The 15,952-nt window shown below is 70.6% G+C and carries 17 protein-coding genes; 8 read left to right on the top strand and 9 right to left on the bottom strand.

Annotation, left to right across the window (positions count from 1 at the left end; genetic code table 11):
- Positions 1–110: 110 nt before the first annotated feature.
- Positions 111–1,508, bottom strand: coding sequence for a carboxylesterase/lipase family protein (locus ACZ5K7_RS00950; RefSeq protein ID WP_468908983.1), 1,398 nt, complete (start codon positions 1,506–1,508; stop codon positions 111–113).
- Between the two features lie 290 nt (positions 1,509–1,798).
- On the opposite strand from ACZ5K7_RS00950, the gene ACZ5K7_RS00945 reads away from it, so the two are divergent.
- The 3 genes from ACZ5K7_RS00945 to ACZ5K7_RS00935 are packed head-to-tail and all read left to right on the top strand — an operon-like array spanning position 1,799 to position 4,329.
- Complete coding sequence (locus ACZ5K7_RS00945; RefSeq protein ID WP_468908980.1) at positions 1,799–3,106, top strand: Rieske 2Fe-2S domain-containing protein; 1,308 nt, start codon at positions 1,799–1,801, stop codon at positions 3,104–3,106.
- Complete coding sequence (locus ACZ5K7_RS00940; RefSeq protein WP_468908977.1) at positions 3,103–4,056, top strand: PDR/VanB family oxidoreductase; 954 nt, start codon at positions 3,103–3,105, stop codon at positions 4,054–4,056. Before ACZ5K7_RS00945 ends, ACZ5K7_RS00940 begins: the two co-directional genes overlap by 4 nt.
- A gap of 39 nt (positions 4,057–4,095) precedes the next feature.
- The gene (locus ACZ5K7_RS00935; RefSeq protein ID WP_468908974.1) at positions 4,096–4,329 is read left to right on the top strand and encodes a hypothetical protein; all 234 of its coding nucleotides are present in this window, start codon (positions 4,096–4,098) and stop codon (positions 4,327–4,329) included.
- A 471-nt stretch (positions 4,330–4,800) separates the two neighbouring features.
- Here ACZ5K7_RS00935 and ACZ5K7_RS00930 read toward each other — a convergent pair whose 3' ends face one another.
- The 4 genes from ACZ5K7_RS00930 to ACZ5K7_RS00915 form a co-directional block, all read right to left on the bottom strand.
- Positions 4,801–5,373: an HXXEE domain-containing protein gene (locus ACZ5K7_RS00930; protein ID WP_468908971.1), complete on the bottom strand. Its 573-nt coding sequence runs from the start codon at positions 5,371–5,373 to the stop codon at positions 4,801–4,803.
- 109 nt (positions 5,374–5,482) lie between these two features.
- The gene (locus ACZ5K7_RS00925) at positions 5,483–6,637 is read right to left on the bottom strand and encodes an NAD-dependent epimerase/dehydratase family protein (protein WP_468908968.1); all 1,155 of its coding nucleotides are present in this window, start codon (positions 6,635–6,637) and stop codon (positions 5,483–5,485) included.
- Positions 6,634–8,304 carry an AMP-binding protein gene (locus tag ACZ5K7_RS00920; protein WP_468908965.1) on the bottom strand — a complete coding sequence of 557 codons (1,671 nt, stop codon included), beginning with the start codon at positions 8,302–8,304 and terminating at the stop codon, positions 6,634–6,636. Before ACZ5K7_RS00920 ends, ACZ5K7_RS00925 begins: the two co-directional genes overlap by 4 nt.
- A 4-nt stretch (positions 8,305–8,308) precedes the next feature.
- Entirely contained in the window at positions 8,309–9,235 is a 927-nt protein-coding gene (locus tag ACZ5K7_RS00915; protein ID WP_351697857.1) for an alpha/beta fold hydrolase, read from the bottom strand.
- Between the two features lie 199 nt (positions 9,236–9,434).
- Here ACZ5K7_RS00915 and ACZ5K7_RS00910 point away from each other — a divergent pair, with 199 nt between their 5' ends.
- The 3 genes from ACZ5K7_RS00910 to ACZ5K7_RS00900 are packed head-to-tail and all read left to right on the top strand — an operon-like array spanning position 9,435 to position 11,993.
- Positions 9,435–10,463: a 3-oxoacyl-ACP synthase III family protein gene (locus ACZ5K7_RS00910; RefSeq protein ID WP_468908962.1), complete on the top strand. Its 1,029-nt coding sequence runs from the start codon at positions 9,435–9,437 to the stop codon at positions 10,461–10,463.
- Positions 10,464–10,503: 40 nt separating this feature from the next.
- Positions 10,504–10,764 carry an acyl carrier protein gene (locus tag ACZ5K7_RS00905; RefSeq protein ID WP_351697863.1) on the top strand — a complete coding sequence of 87 codons (261 nt, stop codon included), beginning with the start codon at positions 10,504–10,506 and terminating at the stop codon, positions 10,762–10,764.
- On the top strand, positions 10,761–11,993 hold the full coding sequence (locus ACZ5K7_RS00900; protein WP_468908958.1) for a beta-ketoacyl-[acyl-carrier-protein] synthase family protein: 1,233 nt from the start codon (positions 10,761–10,763) through the stop codon (positions 11,991–11,993). Before ACZ5K7_RS00905 ends, ACZ5K7_RS00900 begins: the two co-directional genes overlap by 4 nt.
- Before the next feature lie 135 nt (positions 11,994–12,128).
- Here ACZ5K7_RS00900 and ACZ5K7_RS00895 read toward each other — a convergent pair whose 3' ends face one another.
- The 4 genes from ACZ5K7_RS00895 to ACZ5K7_RS00880 all read right to left on the bottom strand — a co-directional run bounded on the left by ACZ5K7_RS00895 (position 12,129) and on the right by ACZ5K7_RS00880 (position 14,196).
- On the bottom strand, positions 12,129–12,395 hold the full coding sequence (locus ACZ5K7_RS00895) for a DUF4235 domain-containing protein (protein ID WP_351697869.1): 267 nt from the start codon (positions 12,393–12,395) through the stop codon (positions 12,129–12,131).
- Positions 12,392–12,862, bottom strand: a complete 471-nt coding sequence (locus ACZ5K7_RS00890) for a DUF3618 domain-containing protein (protein ID WP_468908955.1) — start codon at positions 12,860–12,862, stop codon at positions 12,392–12,394. Before ACZ5K7_RS00890 ends, ACZ5K7_RS00895 begins: the two co-directional genes overlap by 4 nt.
- A complete protein-coding gene (locus ACZ5K7_RS00885; RefSeq protein WP_468908952.1) occupies positions 12,859–13,278 on the bottom strand; it encodes a phage holin family protein in 420 nt (139 codons plus the stop codon). The genes ACZ5K7_RS00890 and ACZ5K7_RS00885 overlap by 4 nt, the downstream gene beginning before the upstream one ends.
- A gap of 606 nt (positions 13,279–13,884) precedes the next feature.
- Positions 13,885–14,196, bottom strand: coding sequence for a DUF3040 domain-containing protein (locus ACZ5K7_RS00880; protein ID WP_468908949.1), 312 nt, complete (start codon positions 14,194–14,196; stop codon positions 13,885–13,887).
- 237 nt (positions 14,197–14,433) lie between these two features.
- On the opposite strand from ACZ5K7_RS00880, the gene ACZ5K7_RS00875 reads away from it, so the two are divergent.
- Complete coding sequence (locus tag ACZ5K7_RS00875) at positions 14,434–14,907, top strand: SRPBCC family protein (RefSeq protein WP_351697881.1); 474 nt, start codon at positions 14,434–14,436, stop codon at positions 14,905–14,907.
- A gap of 554 nt (positions 14,908–15,461) precedes the next feature.
- Entirely contained in the window at positions 15,462–15,911 is a 450-nt protein-coding gene (locus ACZ5K7_RS00870; protein ID WP_468908946.1) for an ATP-binding protein, read from the top strand.
- Positions 15,912–15,952 lie beyond the last annotated feature (41 nt).

Genomic DNA, 15,952 nt, shown 5'->3' with positions numbered 1-15,952 from the left:
GTCGTTCACGCAGGTTCGCCTGCGATGTCCGCCCGGTGTGGCCCGAGCGGTTCCCTCGCCCCCTCACGCGGGCTCGTCCCGCGGATCCTGCCCGTCACCGTCGTCTCGTCTCACAGGAACCGCTGCGGGTGGGCGTCGCCGGGGAGCCAGGGGCGCCACGGGCGTTCGGCGGTCGCCGGGGTACCGGTGTGGAGGAAGCCGGACCACGCTCGCTGCAACGTGGCCGACAGGTGCGGCGCCCGGAGGTCGCGTTCGTAGAGCACGGCGAACTCGGCAGCGGCGAAAGTGCCGAACAGCAAGGGGATCTCGACGGTGTGTGTCGCAGCGAGCCGACCGTCCCAGGCCGGACTGGGGTGTGCGTACTGGGCGCGGAACACCCCCGCACCGGTCGCCGCCGCACGGTCGGCCCACTGGTCGGCCGGCCGGGTGTACAACTGCTCGGTGATGATCGCCGCCGCTGTGGTGCTCGGCGTTTCAGCGCGCTGAACCGCCGCCGCGTACCGTTGCGCGGCACCCGGCCCCAGCATGGCGGTGAGCACGGAGACCGCCTTGTCACGGCTGACGTCCTGGGGCCATGCGTCGTCGACGAAGAAGAAGGTTCCCTCGTCTGCCGTGGTCGTGATCAGCGTCGGGCGCACAGGCGCGGCAGAGTGCAGATCGGCGAGCGGACGTGCCAGCCACCCGGTGGCGGTCGGCCAGAAACGATGTTCCGCGCCGATGTCCCGGGTCGCGGAGAGGACGCGCGCACCGGGCGCGGATCCCAGTTCGGGCACCCGGACGCCGAGCCGGGACGCCAACGCCTCGACCGCTCGTTCCGAAGCCGCCGGTGACTGCAGAACCGGGACGCCGCTGTGCAGCACCACCTGGGCGAAGAGGTGGCGGTACGCGGGCGACAGGGACAGCAGGGCGACGCACATCGCTCCCGCGGACTCACCGCCCAGCGTGACGCGCCCCGGGTCACCGCCGAACGCGGCGACGTTCTCGTTCACCCATGCGAGTGCCGCCACGACATCGCGCAGGCCGAGGTTGGCCGTGTCCGTCCCCAGCGCATCGTGACAGGCGAAGCCCAGGGCTCCCAACCGGTAGTTGACCGTGACGACCACGGCCGACGCGGCTTCCGCGAGCCGCGCGCCGCGCAACGCGGGCACGGAACCCGCCCCGTTCGTGAAGGCACCGCCGTGCACCCAGACCAGTACCGGAAGGTTGGACGGCGCGTCCGCCGGTGTCCACACATTGAGGCTCAGGCAGTCCTCGTCGGTGGCTCCGGGATCCCCCTGCAGCAAGCGAGCGCGGGCACTGCCGGGTTGCAGGGGTGCCGCACCGAATCGGGTGGCATCGCGCACGCCGCCCCAGGCGGGGGCGGGCCCCGGCGGCAGAAACCTCCGCGGCCCGACGGGCGCCGCCGCATACGGGATGCCGAGGAACTCGTCGACGGTTCCCGTGCGACGGCCTCGCAGATGGCCGCCGCGCACGTCGACCTCGACCGAATCCCTGGGCGTGACCCTCATGTCCCGGCCCCCGGCCGGCTACGAGCGGGCGCGACGTGCTGACCGGCCACCGCTCCTCCTTGAACAGACCGTCCGACGTTCGGCCTGTCACCCAACGCCCTCCTCCCAGGGCTTGGCAAGCGAGGTTTTCCGCCTCGTGGGAAACGGGACCGGCCTCGTCACGGCCGTTGACATCGGCCGGATCGACGCCTAGCTTCCAAGGAAGTTCACTTCCATGGAAGTAACCGAAAGTGCGGAAACAGCCGCCTCGGCGGCCATGACGGGGCCATCAACGACGAAAGGACCCCACCATGCTCACCACCGAAGAGAACGAGATCCTCACCCGCGTGGGACCCGACACCCCCATGGGCCGCATGATGCGCCGGTTCTGGTTTCCCATCTGCACCTCCGCCCAACTCCCCGCGCCCGACAGCGACCCCCTGCGCACCAGCCTGCTCGGCGAGAACCTCGTCGTCTTCCGCGACTCCGACGGCCAGGTCGGCGTACTCGAAGAGCTGTGCATGCACCGCGGTGTCTCCCTGGCCCTCGGCCGAGTCGAAAAAGGCGGCATCCGCTGCCTTTACCACGGCTGGAAATTCGCCGCCGACGGCACTGTTCTCGACACGCCCAACCACTGCAACGCCCGCTTCCGTCAGCGCGTGAAGGCCCCGGCCTTCCCCGTCCACGAGGCCGGCGGACTGGTGTGGACCTACATCGGGCCCAAGGACCAGCAGCCGCCCTTCCCTCACTACGCGTTCATGGACGGCCCCGCCGAGCACCGCGCGGTGATCCGGCTCAACACGCCGGCCAACTATCTCCAGCTCTTCGAAGGCGGTGTCGACAGCTCACATGTCGGCATCCTGCACAGCAACCAGGCCAATCCGACGTGGATGGACGACCAGTTCACCGCCCGCGACGACGAGGACTTCAACCCCGGCGCCCTGGCCAGCGGCGACAACGCACCCACCCTGGACGTCGAGGACACCGCGTTCGGCTTCCACTACGTGGCCAGGCGGCAAGGACCCCCCGCCGCGGACGGCTCACCCACCCACAGCATCCGCGTCACCCCGGCCATCCTGCCCGTCACCCGCATCATCCCCGCCCCCGCCTTCCAGTTCTTCGTCTTCGAAGTCCCGCAGAACGACACGGTCACCAGCACCTACATCGTCGCCCACGGTCCCAAGCCCATCGACCGCGCCGAGATCATCCGCATCATGGGCCTCAAGGAACCGTTCTGGAACGACGAGACCTGCGACTTCCGCGCCACCTGGGCCAACGGACTCGGCCAGGACCGCTCCCGGATGACCACCAGCTGGACCGGCTTCGACGGCATTGAGCAGGAGGACGCCGTTCTCGCGATCAGCATGGGCCCGATCCTCGACCGCAGCAAGGAACACATGGTCGCCGCCGACCGCGCCGTCATCCATCTTCGCGCCCGCCTCCTCGAATCCGTCCGGCACCACGAAGAAGGCCACGACCCGATCGCCCACGGCATCGACCTCACCCGCGTACGGTCGCTGCCGGACACCGTGATCGCGGCGGACGACCACTGGCAGGACCTGGTGCCCGGCAACGTCGACGCCGGCACCACCACCACGGCGGAGACCGCACAATCATGATCAACACCGTCGTACGCAGCACACGCCGGGCCGCCGCCTCCGTACGGCTCCTCGAACTCGCGTCGGTCGACGGCGGCCCGCTCCCCGCATTCGCCGCCGGCGACCACATCGACGTCCTGCCGGCGCCCGGACTGAACCGCAGCTACTCCCTGCTCGGCGCCCCCGGACCGAACCCGTCGTCCTACCAGATAGCGGTGGCTCTCGACCCGGCGAGCAGGGGAGGCTCACGCGCCCTCCATGAGTCCGTCCACGTCGGCTCTCGCCTGGTGATCAGTGAACCGGTCAGCGATTTCCCCCTCACCGAAACCGCCCCGCACAGCGTCCTGATCGCCGGTGGCATCGGCATCACCCCCCTCCTGAGCATGGCCCGCCGGCTCACCCGGCTCGACGCGTCCTGGGAGGTGCACTACGCGGCACGCTCACGCCACACCGCCGCATTCCTCCCTGAGTTGTCCGCTCTCGCCGACTCCGGCGCCGGCCACCTGCGGACCTACCTCGCCGACGAGGACGGGCCACGCACCCTCAAGATCACCTCTCTGGTGGCCGACACACCTGGTGCGGCCCACCTCTACTGCTGCGGACCGGCCTCGATGCTGGCCGACTTCGAGGAGGCGACCCAGGGAATCGAACCGGAACGCGTGCACCTGGAACGGTTCCGCGGATCCCCGCCGACCGCCTCCGGTCGAGGCTTCACCGTCGAACTCGCGCGATCCGCCAAGACCCTCCACATCGCCCCCGACGAGACCATCCTCGACGCGGTGCTCGACGCGGGTGTCGACGTCGACTTCTCCTGCATGGAAGGCATCTGCGGCTCCTGCCGCACCCCCGTGCTCTCCGGGGAACCCGAGCACCACGACACCGTCCTGACACCTCAGGAACGCGCCGCCGCCGACACGATGATGATCTGCTGCTCCGGCGCCAAAGGCACACACCTTGTCCTCGACCTCTGACCACACCGCCCAGGACAGCCACCACCACAAGGGGAGCAGATGAACACCGACGGATGGATCTGCTCGGTACTCGACCACGCCAGCGCCCAACTGCTCGCCCTGGAGAACGTCGGCCTCCACCCCACCGAACTACGGGTCAGCAGCCCCGTCTACCACAGCTTCCTGCGCCTGCGGCTCCGCGAACTGACCGACGGCAACCCTCTTCTCGTCCTCGGCACCCCGGTCACCGAAGACCCCCGGCTCACCGCCGACGCGTTTCTTCTCCGACCGTGAACGCCCTGCCTGTCCGCCTGTCGCGGACATCTCCCCGAGAATTCTGCCCGGCACATCGGTGAATTCGGCGATCTGACGGAGCACTTGCCGATTTCCACCAGGTGGGAAGATTCATCCGGCCATTTCCCGGGCCCCCGACAGGCTGGCAGCGGTCCGACCGAAGTACCGAAGGACCTGGTTGACTCCGCTCCCGGTCAGCACATCGAACACCGCTTCCGCGGGTGCCAGGTTCGCCAAGGCCGACACGGTTGCGCGGTGGCACGGCGCGCAGCACCTGCCCGGGTTCCTCGGCATGGAAGCCGGTCCGTTCTCGCAGAGCATCGCGTCGCGGAGGGCGAACGACGTGTTACGCGCCGGGTCCCACACGCGTAGAAGTCGTCCCGGAAGTGTGACGCGGGCACCGGGTCCTCGGCCGGAGCGCAGAATCAGCCGAAGGCCGTGCATCCGTACGGCGAGTCCCCAAGTGAGTGATCAGGTTCGGTCGTCGGCCGCCCCCTTTCGGCGCAGAAGCCGTCGCGCCGCCATGTGCGTTCCGGCCGTGGCCGCCGCGGCCAGCGCCATCCCCTGCAGCGCCTCGCGTGGGCGCGTGGGGCGCAGGACACCGGCTCGCCGCAGTCGGCCGCGCGCCCACAGCGTGAAGGGGATGACCACCAGGGGTGAGGTGACCGCACCGGGCGTGTATCCGCGGACGGCGGCGGCCTGGGCCAGATGCACCAGGGCGTGCAGCCCGAATCCGTTGAGCGCCCCTTGGTAGTAGCCGGAGCGTCCACCTGTGCGGTGCCCGTCGGCAGCAGCGGTGGCCACCACCACGGCCATCCCGACGACGGCCGTTGCGAACTCCCGCCCGTCCACGGACTCCAGCCGCTGCCACATCCGTTCCGGCACCCGCGGAAACCGCTGTCGCAGCTCGGGCACTCGCCCGCGTGCCCAGCCCGGCACCGTGGCCACTTCCTCCAGATCGTGCACCGCCCACGCGGCCAGCAGCCCGAAGGTCACACCGGCCCCGACCCCTGCGCCACCATCGCCCACATCACGTCCACTCATGGACAAGGAGTCTGTCAGCGCGCACCACGCACGTCCGGCGAGCCCCTGGTACGCCGGACTCACCCAGGGGCATCCCGAGATCGACGGCAGACCGCGGACAGAGCCAGATTCAGACGGTGCCCTCACGCGACTGGTCGAGGACGGCCGATTCCTCTTCGGCCGGTCGCGGGGTGCCGCTCCGGGTGAGCGTGTGGCCTGTCCTGGGGGTGCGTTCGCGGTCAGCGTCTCGACCGTTCTCGATCCCGTCTCGGCGCGGTGGCACAGTGCGTTCAGGAGGCGAGGGCGAGCCGGTGGCGTGTGTTGATGTTTCCTGGGTCTGCCAAGAGTGGGCGGTGGGCGTGTAGTCGAGGTCGCGGCGAGCGGCGGAGATGTCGAACCAGTGGGCGCGGGTGAGTTCGGCCGCCAGGAAGCGTGTCAGCAGAGGGCGGTGTCGACTGCGCGTTGCCCTGGCCGTCAGTTCGAGGAGCGCGGCCGCGGCACGTGCGGCTGTCGCGGGTACCGAGCGGATCTCCGCGGTGATGCCGTGGTGTGCCAGCAGGCCGCGGACGGTGGCGGCGAGGGTGCAGGGAAGGCCCTGGGTGATGAAGTAACTCGACCCGGCCAGGGGGGAGTTCCCTGTCAGCTTCTCCACGGCCAGTACGTGGGCGTCGGCGGCGTCGGTGACATGGACGGTGTCCACGTGGTTGGCGCCTGTCCCCGGGAGCAACAGTCTGCCCCGCCTGATCGCCGCGCGCAGGCCGGGCAGCAGGTGGGGGTCTCCCTCGCCCCAGATCAGGTGGGGGCGCAGCGACACGGTGGCCAGCGGTGCGCTGTTGGCGGCCAGGACCAGTTGCTCCGCCCGGGACTTGGACCAGGGGTAGGGGGCGAGGAACCGCCTGGGGTAAGGGGTGGACTCGTCGGCCCCCTCCAGGTCCCGTCCGGCGAACACCACGCTGGCGCTGGAGCAGTGGACCAGCCGGGTCACCCCGTGCCGGCGGCAGGCGTCGAGGACGGCCGCGGTTCCCGCGATGTTGACGGACGCGAAGTCGCGTCGCGGCCCCCATACGTCCGCCAGCGCGGCGGTGTGCACGACGGCGTCACAGCCGCGTACGGCGTTCGCGACCGCCGCGGTGTCGCGGATGTCGCCCAGCACGGTCTCGGCCCCGTTCGGCGGCAGCGCGCGGCGGCCGCGTTGCAGGGTACGCACCTCGTGGCCGCGGGCCGTCAGACGTCGGCAGATCTCCGCACCGAGGAACCCGCTGCCGCCGGTGACGAGGACCTTCATACGCGATCCCCCATGGGTTGTGCGGCACTGGGGTTCGCTGTCAGGCGCTGATGCGCCCACTGGGCGAGCGCGCCTCGCTCGATCTTCGAGTTGTGCCGGATGTCGACCGGGAACCCGGGGTGGAAGACGATCGTCCGGATCTGGTCGCCGCCTTCCAGCGTGGCGAGGGTCCGGCGCAGGTCCCTGACGATGCGGGTCCGTTCGGCGCCACGTCGTGGGCCGTCGGTCTCCACGCACAACGTGGGCCGGGGGTGCCGGCCGTCGCCGGCGTCGACCAGGGCGGTGCGGCGAACCGCCGCGACGGTGTTGCAGGCCGGCTCGACGCACTCGGTGTACAGGGGGCCGTGGGGGCCGGGTACGACATGGGCCTTGCGTCCGCAGTACCAGAGGTTCCCCTCGGTGTCGGTACGGCCGAGATCGCCGGTGCGGTGCCAGACGTCCCCGTCGTCGGGGATCTTGGCCTGGGCGTCGGCGTGCGGGCGGCCGAAGTAGGTCCGGCTGACCGAAGGGCCGCGGACCGCGATCTCTCCGACGGCGTGGGCGGGTGGCGGCGCGACTTCGGCCCAGTGGGCGATCGGTCCTGCGCCGGCCGGGATGATCTCCACGTGGAGGGACGGATGCGGGCGGCCCACACAGCGGCCGCCGCCGCCTTCGGACGCGGCGCGTACGGCGCGCAGGGTCTCGCCGTCCGCCGCGCTCACCGGCAGGCTCTCGGTGGCGCCGTAAACACTGCGGATCACGGCCTCGTCGGGCAGCGCGGCGGTGAGGCGATCCAGCAGGTCGTACTCCAGCGGCGCGCCGAAGGTGGCGACCGACCGTACGCCGGCGAGGGCCGGTTCGGCGCGGCCGTCCGCGGCCAGGACGGACATGAGTGCCGGGGAGCCGAGGAGGGAAGTCGCGTTCGAGCGTGCCACCGCATGGAGCAGGTCACCGCGGTGGGCCCGGCCCGGCCTGCGGAAGTCCATCTGCGGGATGACGACGGTGACGCCGAGGGTCGGGCCGCCCAGGGCGAAGGGCAGGAAGCCGACGAGCATTGCCGTGCGCGGCCGGGCGCCCAGCAGGTCGGAGGTGGCGGCGCATTGCCGCACCAGTTGCCCGTTGGTGTAGACGACGCCCTTCGGTGTGCCGGTGGAGCCTGACGTGTAGGCGATCAGAGCCGTGCTGTCGTCGGTGGCCGCCAGTGACGCGCGCGGTGCCGTACGGGCGAGGGCCGCGAGCGTGGGCCACGGCCCGGAGCCGGTGGAGATCACCGTACGGACACCGGGGACCCAGCCGCGCAGCACGCGTGCCACCTGGGCGAGCGGCTCACCCACGAAAGCCTGCGGGTCGGCCTCGCGCAGGCACTGGCGCAGCGCCTGGCGGGGCAGACCGGGATCGATCAGCACTGCGCAGGCGCCGAGCGCGGACAATGCGTACACCGTGGTGAGCAGGTCCCGTGGGCGGCGGGTCATCACCACCGTGCGCGTGCCCGGCCCGATGCCGGCGGCGGCCAGCGCGTCCGCGGTGCGCAGGCACCGGGTGTACAGGCCGGCGTACGTGACCCGTTCGCGGTGCCGGCCGTGGAAGGCGTCGAGTGCGACAGCGCCGGGCTGGGAACGCTGCCAGTGCGACAGCTGTCCGAGCAGCCCCACCTGTGGGCCGGCCAGGGCGGGTGTGGAGTCGTACACAGGGTCAGCTCCGCCCTTTCGGTTGGCGGGCGAGGAACTCCCGTACGTAGGTGATGACCTCATCGCGGGCGTCCTCCTGGACGAAGTGGCCGGCGCGCGGAAGCAGCTTCACCTCGGCCGAGGGAAAGCGACGCTGCCACTCGGCGAGAAACCGGTGATCGAAGACGGGGTCCCGGCCGCCCCAGCACACCAGCATGGGCAGTGCGGTCATCTCCGGTGCCTCGACGGGGCCCACGTCGATCAGCGGCCACGCCGGGTCGGCGGGAGTCAGTGGAATGTCCTGGATGAAACGGAGCACCGCCAGACGCCGATGCTCGCCGCGATAGGGCGCCACGTAGGCACGGCGTACCGGCGCGGGCAGCGGGGACGTCACTCCAAGGCGGGATGCGGCCAGTGCGAAGGCGTTGGTGCGGTGCACGAACCACGCCGGCAGGCGGCCTCCGCCACGGATCAGGCGCAGATACCACGGCAGACGGTGGCCGGCCGGCACGGGGAAGGCCGCCGAGTTGAGCATGACGATGCGGGAGAGCCACTCCGGGTGGCGACGTGCCCAGGCCATGCCGATGATGCCGCCCCAGTCGTGCCCGACCAGAGTCCAGCCCCGGTCCGGCAGGCCGCGTTCGGTCACCAGGTGCCGCACCAGGCGCTCCAGGTCTGCCAGGCGGCTGGTGGCGGTGTAGGGGTAGGCGGGCGGTCGGGGACGGTCCGACAAGCCCATGCCGATGTGGTCGGGCACGATGCACCGGTGACTCTCACGCAGGTCGCGCACCAGGTGCCGCCACATGTAGCTCCAGCTGGGGTTGCCGTGCAGCATGAGCAGCGGCGCACCCTCCCCTTCGTCCAGGTAGTGCTGACGCACACCACCATGCGCGAACCAGTGCGGGGCGAAGTCGTAGTCGGGACAGGTGGATACGGCCTCGGTCGATGACACCGCAGCATTGTCGGCGTCCCTGGACAGGTGGCGTGACCTGCGTAACTCCCAGGGATGAAGTCCCTGACCATGATCACTCCCAGGGGTGAATCCGCACCGGCACCCGTTTGCGGTGTGTCGCCGTGTGTCAGTTCACTGACCTCTCCTGCCGCCGGTGACGGCGCCCGACGACGAGTGCGGCCAGGGCCGAGGAGACGACATGACTTCCATGACCAAGCCCCGCCACAGCACGATCCGCCGAGTCGCAGTCCACGTGCCCGAACACCGGCAGACCGGCGAGGAGATCGAGGACGACATCCGCCGCCGCAACCCCGGCGTCCGCCTGCTGCCAGGAGTACTGCGGCAGATGTACGGATTCGAGGAGCGCCGCGTCGCGCCGGCCGACACCTGGCCCTCCGACCTGGCCGCGGCAGCCGCCCGCAGCCTCCTCGACGAGTGCGGCCTGCGTTCCCAAGCCGTGGACCTGCTCATCTTCGCGTCCGCGAGCGAGGACCTGGAGGAACCCGCCACCGCCCATATCGTGGCCGACAAGCTCGGGATCGCGGCACCGGTCTTCGACGTCCAGAACGCCTGCAACGGCTTCCTCAACGCCGTGGAGATCGCCGACGCACTGATCGGAACCGGCGGTTACTCCCGGGCCCTCGTCGTCACCGGGGAACGGGGCAGCACGCTCTCCCGCCTCCCGGCACGTGACCGCGACGAACTCGCCCTGCTGCTGCCCGCTCTCACCCTCGGCGACCTTGGTGCAGCTCTGCTGCTGGAGCCGAGCGACCGCCCCGGGCTGCTGGGTGTCCGCTGGTCCACCAACTCGGCCGGCTGGCGGGCCGCGACGGTGACCAACCCGTACTTCTCACCGGACGCGCAGCCGCCCTTCGTCCGCTTCGACTCCGAAGCCCTGGCCGCTTCCTTCAGGGGCATGGAGAAGTTCTGCATCGACGAACTGGCCGAGTGGGGCGTCAAACCCGATGACCTGGATCTCGTCTGCCTGCATCAGGCATCCGTTCCCTTCACCCACGCCATCCTGGAGTCCACCGGCCTCGCCCAGGACAGGACCATGGCCACCTTCCCCCGCTACGGCAACGTCGCCACCGCGAGCCTCCCTCTGCAACTCGTCAGGGCATCCCGGGAAAACCGGCTCCAACCCGGCGACCTGGTGGCCTTCCTCGGTCTCGCCAGCGGAGCTTCCGCCGGAATGCTCCTCATGGAGTGGCACCCCGACGCCGCTTGACGACGCATCCCCGACCACCATGACCACGCAAGGACGCCCCATGAACCACAGCACCGACACCTACGACCACGTCCGCGCCGTCCTCACCTCCAGCTTCCGGATCCCCGAAGACGAACTGTCCCCGGACCTCACGCTGGAACAGCTCGATCTGGACTCCCTCGCGCTCGCCGAATTCGTCCTGGTCCTCGAAGAACGCCTCGGCGTGAAACCCGACAACGAGCGCGCCTCCCGGACCACGACCCTCGCCGAGGTCACCGCCCACCTCGATGAGCTGCGCGCAGCCCCGGCGACCCCCCGATGACCCCCACGAAGCCGCCGATCGCCGTCACCGGGCTCGGCCTGGTCACCGCGGGGGGCAAGGGAGCCGAAGCCACGTGGAACGCGGTCTGCGCGGGGCAGTCCCTCGCCGCACGCGACCCTGTCCTGGACAGCCTGCCCGTCGACTTCTCCTGCCGGCTCCCCAGCAGTGAGGAAGACATCGACCGCGCCGTCGGCCGCAAGTCCTGGCGCATGGGCCGGTTCGCCAAACTCGCCGTCCTCGCCGCCCGAGAGGCGGTGCGCGACGCGGGCCTGGATCCGACGACCTGGCAGGGCTCTCGCGTGGCCACGGTCATCGGCTGCGGCATGGGCGGGACCGAGAAGTGGGAAGAACAGTACGCGCGGCTCGACCGGCACGGCCCCGAACGCGTGTCGCCCCTGACCATCCCCTTGATCATTCCGAACCTCGCCGCCGGCGAGGTTTCCATGGACCTGCACGCCCACGGCGTCAGCCTCGCCCCGGCCACCGCCTGCGCCTCCGGAGCCACCGCGATCGCACTGGCTCGCGACCTGCTCGCGGCCGACCTGTGCGACATCGCCGTGGCGGGCGGCGCCGAAGCCGCGATCAGCCGCATGGCCACGGTCGGTTTCTGGCGCATGGGTGCCCTGTCCGGGCGGACCGACCTCGTCACCGGGGCATCCCGCCCGTTCGCCGCCGACCGCGACGGCTTCGTGATGGCAGAGGGCGCGGGCATCCTGATCCTCGAACGCACCGCGGACGCGGCCGCCCGAAACGCCCGGCCCCGCGCTCTGCTCACCGGGTGCGGCAGCACCTCCGACGCCCACCACCCCACCACTCCGGCGCCGGCCGCCCACGGCGCGGAGGCGGCCCTGCACACCGCTCTTCACGAAGCAGGCCTCGCCCCCCACGACGTGGACCACGTCAACGCCCACGGCACGTCCACCCCACTCAACGACGCCACCGAAGCCACACTGATCGCCCGCGCCCTGCCACACCGGCCCAGCGTCACTGCCAACAAGGGCGTACTCGGCCACACTCTCGGTGCCGCCGGCGCGATCGAGGCAGCCCTCACGGTCCTGACCATCCAGCACCGACGGGTCCCGCCGATCGCCAATCTCCAGGCACCCGCCCCCGAGTTCGACATCGACTGCGTCACCAAACAGCCCCGCTCCCAGCACGTACGCACAGCCGTCAGCCACTCCTTCGGCTTCGGCGGCCACAACGTCGTCCTGGCCTTCACCCAGTCGTGAGGAACGAGTCGTCGTACGGCTTCGACGATCCGGTCGATCGACAGGAGCGTCCCGTCCAGGATCGGATACTCGAAATCGGCTGCCCCGTCGGCGTCCGCCCCGGTTCGGGTTGCGGGAAGACGCCGACGGGAGTGGTCAGCCGGGCCAGGTGCCGGTCAGCCGACGGGTGGCGGTGACTCCGCCGCGGTCGACGGCGGCTTTGACACCGGCGAAGATCGCTCCCTGCAGGGCGGCTGCGGACAGAGCCTCGGACCAGGTGCGGGGTTCGCCGGTGGCGTTGGGGGCGTCTTCGTCGTGGCCGAGCCGATTCCAGACCTGCTTGAACGCTGCACCGGCCGGCATGCCGCTGAGGGCGCTCATGGCCATGCCGAGTGGTTCGTAAGCGACCTTGCTCGCTTTCATCGGTGCTTCCTGGAGCGGCGGATGAGCAGCAGCGCGATGAACGCGCCGGCCGCGGCGAGCAGCGGGGCGCGGTTGGCCCGCGCCGCCCGCAGGCCCTGGCCGGCCTTCTCGCGCACCGGCTCCGGGGTCTTCTCCCAGGCGAGCTGACCGGCATGAATTGCCTTGTCGCGGACCTGCTCGGTAGCCGCGGCGGCCTTGGTGCGCACCGGCTCCGGGGTCCTGTCCTGCACCATATGGATCACGTGTGTTGCCTTGTCCCGCAGTTGGGTCTCGGTCTGTGCCGTCCTCTCCGCGACCTGTTGCCTGACGGCGTCCGCCTTGTCCTGGGCGCGGGCCTTGACATCGGCCTTGGCCGTGAGCGCCTCGACGGTCTCGCCGAGTTCCTCGCGGGTCGCCTCGGCCTGCTCACGCAGTTGCTCTGTGGAGGGTGTTGCCTCATCGCCCGTGTACGGCTTGTCCTGGGTCATCGCTGTGCCTTCTCCTTGATTTCGGCTACGTCGGCCTTGACGCTGTCGATGGTCTGTTCCGGCATCGGCGGGGACGCCTTGCTGATCTGCCGCTTGCCGAGAGCCGCCATCAGCGCGGTGACGGCGGCCAAGGCCGCGGTGACGATCAGCGCAGCCGCCCACACATCCATGACGAGTGAGAGCGCGGCGATCACGGTGGCCGTCAGCGCCTGCAGAGTGAGAACTCCCATCAGGCCGGCGCCGCCGAACAACCCGCCGCCCTCGCCGAACCGCTTGCCCTTCTGGACCATTTCCGCCTGCGCCAGGCGCATTTCGTCGCGGACCAGCTGCGACAACTGCTGCGAGGCACGTTGGACCAGCTCGCCGACCGGTTCCCGCGCTCCGCTGTCGGTGCGTGGGGAACCCTCTGCGGTCATGGGTGCTCACCTGTCCTTCGTCGGCGTTGCGGCAGGTCCTGAGCCGTTCGACGTCCGTTCGTGCTCGCCGAAGGTCCTGGATCGCCGTGGGCGACGGCCAACCGGCCTTCTCCTGCCACCGTCTGATCGTGTGTCCGTGTACCCGGCCAACGGCGCCTCACCGCTCGTCGGAGCAGACGCCACCACAACGGTCGGCGTGCGGCCGTACCAGCGCGACCGCTGTCGGGCACGTCGGAGGGCTTAAAGGCTGCGACGGGGGCACTCGGGTTTCCGCGGCACCGGTGAGTGCCGTTCCCCGAAGGACGGCGGCGCCGCCAGACCCTCGTGCAAAGGGCGTACGACGGCAGTCCCGGCACGCCGGTCGGATCCTGACCGTCCCACCGTCGCCGTGACCGCTGGGCCCACGACCGCTCGGCCCGCGACCGCTCGGGCCGGAGCGTCGGCGTTCGCGGGCCGGCGTGCTGATCTGCCGCTAGACCGTGCGGGTACCCCCGGTCCACACGCCTGTGCGGTCGGTCAGGGCTGGGGCGGGTCGCGTGTGGGTTCCGCTGCCGCGCAACCGGACCCGCCGACGTCAACCACCGCGCGCCGACGTGGAGTTCACGGTCATGGCCTGGTGCGGTCGCCGATGTTGGTCGGATGGCGCAGCAGCCGGAAGGCCAGCAGGAGGGTGACGGGCCACACGGCGGTGAAGCACCACAGGACGGCGAGGTCGGCGGTGAGGATTCCCATGACGAGGAGGAGCAGTGAGGCACAGGTCAGGGCGGCCACGGACAGGGGCAGCCACGGCCGGGCGCCCGGGAGGCGCATACGCCGGGCGAGACGTCGGTCCTGGCGGAGTTCCGCCTCGATGAGCAACAGGGCGACGCGTTCGTACGACGACAGCGCGACGTCGTCGGGATCATTGCGGTTTTCCACGGTGAGCGCCTCATTCGTCCCGGCCTTGGCACCGGACCACTGCGCCCTGCCGGGCGGGGGTGTCCTGGGTGCTGATGACCGGACGGGTTCCCCGCAGGAGCAGACCGATGTCTCCCAGCGACCGGGCCGTGAGTCTTCGGGCCGCTTTCCCGGGTACTCGGGGTCTCGCACACGCTGAGGCGAGCCGGTCCGCCCCTGAGGCCGCGGCCCCGGCGAGGAACACGTAAGGAGGGACTCATGAGTACGGTCAAGGAAGCGGTCGACGTGGAGGTTCCGCTCCGCACGGCGTACGACCAGTGGACTCAGTTCGAGGAGTTCCCGCAGTTCATGGAAGGTGTCGAGGAGGTCAGGCAGCTCGACGACCGGCACAACCACTGGATCACCAAGATCGGCGGGGTGCGGCGCGAGTTCGACACCGAGATCGTCGACCAGCTGGCGGACGACCGGATCACCTGGCGATCCGTGGGCGGCGACACCCGGCAGAGCGGATCGGTCCGGTTCGAGCGACTGGACGACACGCACACCCGGGTCGAGCTGACCATGGACGTCGAACCCACCGGTGTCGTCGAGAAGGGCGCGGACGCGCTGGGCATGATCGACCGGCGGGTGAAGGGGGACCTGCACCGATTCAAGGACTACGTGGAGCGCGAGGGCGGCGGCGACGGCTGGCGTGGACGCGTTCGGCCCGGAGATCCCGGCCCGCTCCTGTGACGGCGCGACCCCGTAGCGCGCTTGCGTGAGCAGGCGGCCCGACCGTTGCCCCGTCCCGGCCGAACAGTGCCGGGGCGGGGCAACGAACGTTCCTGGAGGCAGTGGCCGTACGCCCTTCGGGCACCAGGAACGGCCGCGGACGCCCTGCATCGCCCCCTCCCACCCCATCCTGCCGACGCCGCCCCGGTGCGCCGGTCGACCAGCCCGTGCTGGTGATCGTTCCGGTCCGGGGTGCCGGCCGGGGCCTGTCCCCGGTTCCTCCCGCCTCCCGCAGGCGCGGGAGGAACCTCTCGCAGCACTGCCGCGACCGCAGGCCCGGGACAGGGCTGAGTCGACGTGTCGGGGGTATCCGAATCAGGGCGGGCACAGTGCTTCGGGAACGGGGCGTCATGTCAGACGCAACGGGCGCATCAAGCAGCTTGCCGGAGCCCTCAGGGTGGCTGGACAGGCGTGTTGAGCCGCTGCCGATCCGCGTCGCCGGCCCAAGTTCACCGTCCGGTGGAAAGGCTTTGCGGCTGTCGCCGACCGGACTCGTCTCATGAGAAAGGATCGCCGTGGAAGGTTCGTCGCTCCGGGCAGTGGGCTGGGCGCGCTCGCTGCCCTTGAACAGCGAAGTGAAGACCGCCCGTGACTGGGCGCGTGAGCATCTGGAGGCGCGGGGCTGGACCAGCGCCGCTCCGCAGACGGTGGACGCGATCCTGCTCACCGTCTCCGAGCTGGTGACCAATGCGTACCGGCACGCCCACAGCAGCGCCCAGTTGGTGATGACCTGCGACGACCACTGCCTGCATGTCTCCGTGTACGACAAGTCCGGCGACCTGCCACTTCCTCGCGCGGCCGGCACGGACAGCCTCGGCGGGCGCGGCATGCTCCTCGTGGACGCCATGGCCGACACATGGGAGTCGCACCTCTGTTCCCACGGAAAGTCGGTCAGCGCATGTTTCCGCGCGCCCGACGCCAAGACACGCGACGTGGACACGCCGACACGGCCACCACACCAATAGACCTTCGCTGTTGCTCGGGACCCCCGGCAGCGGTCGCTGTT

Source organism: Streptomyces sp. NPDC031497 (assembly GCF_055580905.1).
Note: the sequence above shows the minus strand (reverse complement) of the source record. Positions and strands in the feature narration are given on the sequence as shown.